This is a genomic window from Petralouisia sp. (assembly GCF_056822245.1).
Window position 1 is genome coordinate 1 of sequence record NZ_JBQIOP010000105.1, and the last position, 3,052, is coordinate 3,052.

Genomic DNA, 3,052 nt, shown 5'->3' on the forward strand with positions numbered 1-3,052 from the left:
GACGGCTTTTGCCGCCGGCTGTTTCTTTAGCTGCTTACGGACGGAAGGCTTTGCCGCCGGCTGCCACATATCCGTTAAGATGGCAGATACCGGCTGTTCCCATTCCTTCCCAAACCCTCGGATCACAGTCCCGTACATGATCCCGTTATCCGCAAACATTTTCAAGGTGTCAAACGCCCGGTCAAATAATTCAATATTCCTTGCATCAACGCTGGGCGCAAAATGGACCACCCCCACAGGGTAGTCCCCTCCGGCGCCGACCCATCCCCGGACAAACGCGTCATAATCCTTTGTGATGCCGGCAGCCGCAAGCTCACCGGCATGGCTGGAATCCATCAGGCTTGTCACCGCATACTGCCGGCCTAAGACCAACAGCCCCGTGTCCGGGTTATACATGAAGCGCCGGTTGTCGATCTGCTGCATGTCAATGGCCTGGGTCCGTGTGTCGATCCGCATGATCTCCGGCACGATTGGTATTTTTATTTTTTCGATAGGCATCCCTCCCAATTTCTCTGTCTGTCCGCAGCTTAGGCCCGTTTCAGGGCGTCAGAGTATTCTTATACAGCCGTCCCTCAAACCGGGGGTTGAAAGCCTTGGAAATCAAGCCTCTTTTTGGTTAAGCTGCGGACATATCACCCCTGTTTCTGTCTGCTCCGGCGCTTGCGTTCCCGCTCGGATTTCTGTCTGGCAAAGGTGCGGCAGGAATCCGAACAATACGCCTGGCTGGTGGTGGGAAAATATGCCCTGCCGCAGACCGGGCAGGTTTTCTGTTTCAGGGAAGTGTCCTCGCCGGTAACGGCAGATTTCAGCGCCGGCTCTGTCGGCAGCACCGCCTCCCGGAAATACCTGCAAAAAGAGCCGGTCCACCATTTATGAAGCATATAGCAGGGGCAGTCTAAGGGGAGGCAGAGCCTATCCCGATTGTCATAGTTGGCGCAAAGGTCTGTCACCAACCTTCGGATCGCCGCCCGTTCCTGCCTGTTTAATTCCCGTAAGGGCGGCCCGTTCATTTCCTCCTGCCTTTCTTAGCCGGAAATTCCAGCTTGAAATTCACATATTTCCCGCCTGTATCATCCAGCACCACCACGGCGTCATAGGTATTTCCCGTCTTTTCGCTGTAAAGCCCGGACATGGAAACGCGGCCCTCTTTCAGAAGGGCCGCCGCCACAGACTTTGTTATGGATTTTTTCTTGCCGGAAAAGAATTTATTGTCTTTCCACAGTACAAAGGCACAGTCCCGGTTATCACAAAAGAATCCTTTTTTACCCTCATATACGGTTCCGCCACAGCGGGGGCAGGTGCCGACAGCCTCACGCCCATTTCCTTTTGCATCCGGGAACAGGCCGGCAAAGCGTTCCTCCGGGGCGGTATGCTCCTTTACCAGCGTCCGGCTCATATCCGCAATCTGCTCCATAAAGGACCCTGCATCCAGCTCGCCGCGTTCCACCTGCTTCAACATAGATTCCCATTCTGCGGTGAGCATAGGCGATTTGATATTGTCCGGCAGCACCAGGATCAGGTTCGTACCTTTTTCCGTTGGAATAAGCTGCTTTTTCTTCCGCTGCACAAATCCCGCGGAGACCAGTTTTTCCAACGTGGCCGCACGGGTGGCCGGGGTGCCTAATCCCTTGCGCTCGGCATCCTCCGGCATATCCTCGGCCCCGGCGGTCTCCATAGCTGCCAGAAGGGAATCCTCCGTATAGTGTTTCGGCGGTGAGGTTTTACCTTCCCGGACACTGGCAGAGACCGTTTCAAATATCTGTCCTTCCTGCAGCATGGGAAGGGAGACATCCGTATTCTTGTCATCCTCCGGTTTGAATTGTTTCAATCCCATGCGGTAGAGGCGTTCCACTTCCTTCCATCCAGCCTGTAATACCGTCTTTCCTTTTGCTGTGAAGGAACGAGCCTGGCAATCCAAAATTGCCGTCACCGCCTCAAACCGGTGTACCTGGGCCGTGGCAGAGAGCAGCCTTGCGATGATCAGCGTCAGTACATCCCGCTCCCCGGAAGGAAGCTCCGTCAAATCTGTCCGGGCAATCTCCGCCGTAGGGATAATGGCGTGATGGTCTGTAACTTTGCTGTTGTCCGTCACCCGGCCAATATCCGGTTCCCCGGCGCAGCCCTTTCCGAAAGGCATATGATCCCGCAGCCAGAGAACCAAGGAAGCGACAGTTGTCTGCATATCTTCGGTGAGATACTGGCTGTCCGTCCGGGGATAGGTCGCCAGTTTTTTCTCATAAAGGGACTGCACATAGTCAAGGGTCTGCTGCGCCGTATAGCCATAAATACGGTTACATTCCCGCTGCAAAGTTGTCAGGTCATACAGCCGGGGCGGCTGCACCGTCTTGATCTGTTTCTCCACGGACAGCACGGAAACATTCTGCCCGTCACAATCCATACGAATTTTTTCAGCTTCATTTTTCCCGGACAACTTTTCGCCGGAGGCAGTAAAGCTGCCGCAGGTGATCTCCGGCACGTAAAAGGGCCTGCTCGTAAATGCCTGAATATCCGTCTCCCGCTGTACCAGAAGGGCCAGCGTGGGTGACATGACCCGCCCCACATTCAGCGTAACGCCATACAGGACAGAGAAAAGCCGGGTGGCGTTAATGCCGACCAGCCAGTCAGCTCCGGCCCGGCAGACCGCCGCGTCATAGAGCTTATCATAGTCGCTGCCGGGACGCAGGTGCTCGAACCCGTCACGGATTGCCGCGTCCTCCATACTGGAAATCCAGAGCCGTTCCATCGGTTTCTTACATCCGGCATGTTCATAGACCAGACGGAAGATCAGTTCACCCTCACGCCCGGCATCCGTAGCGCATACCACCGATTCCACCCGTTTGTCCTTCATCAGCCGGCACAGAAGGTCAAGCTGCTTTTGCTTGTCCTTCGACACCTGATATTTCCATTCTTCCGGCAGGATCGGCAAATCACCATAGCGCCATCTGGCATACTGTTCCCCGTAAGCCTCCGGCTGCGCCAGCTCCAGAAGGTGCCCCACGCACCAGCTCACCAGACACCCGCCGCCCTCCAGGTAGCCGTCTTTTTTCTCATT

Annotated in this window: 3 protein-coding genes; all 3 read right to left on the minus strand. The window is 55.4% G+C overall.

Annotated features, from left to right (window positions below; genetic code table 11):
- Nucleotides 1-498, minus strand: a 498-nt coding sequence (locus ACTO17_RS19710; protein WP_482559124.1) for a hypothetical protein, incomplete at its 3' end; no start/stop codon positions are given.
- A gap of 134 nt (nucleotides 499-632) precedes the next feature.
- Nucleotides 633-1,010, minus strand: a complete 378-nt coding sequence (locus tag ACTO17_RS19715; protein ID WP_482559125.1) for a cysteine-rich VLP protein — start codon at nucleotides 1,008-1,010, stop codon at nucleotides 633-635.
- Nucleotides 1,007-3,052 (minus strand): type IA DNA topoisomerase (locus ACTO17_RS19720; RefSeq protein WP_482559126.1); only part of this gene is annotated, 2,046 nt, incomplete at its 5' end. The genes ACTO17_RS19715 and ACTO17_RS19720, both read right to left, overlap by 4 nt.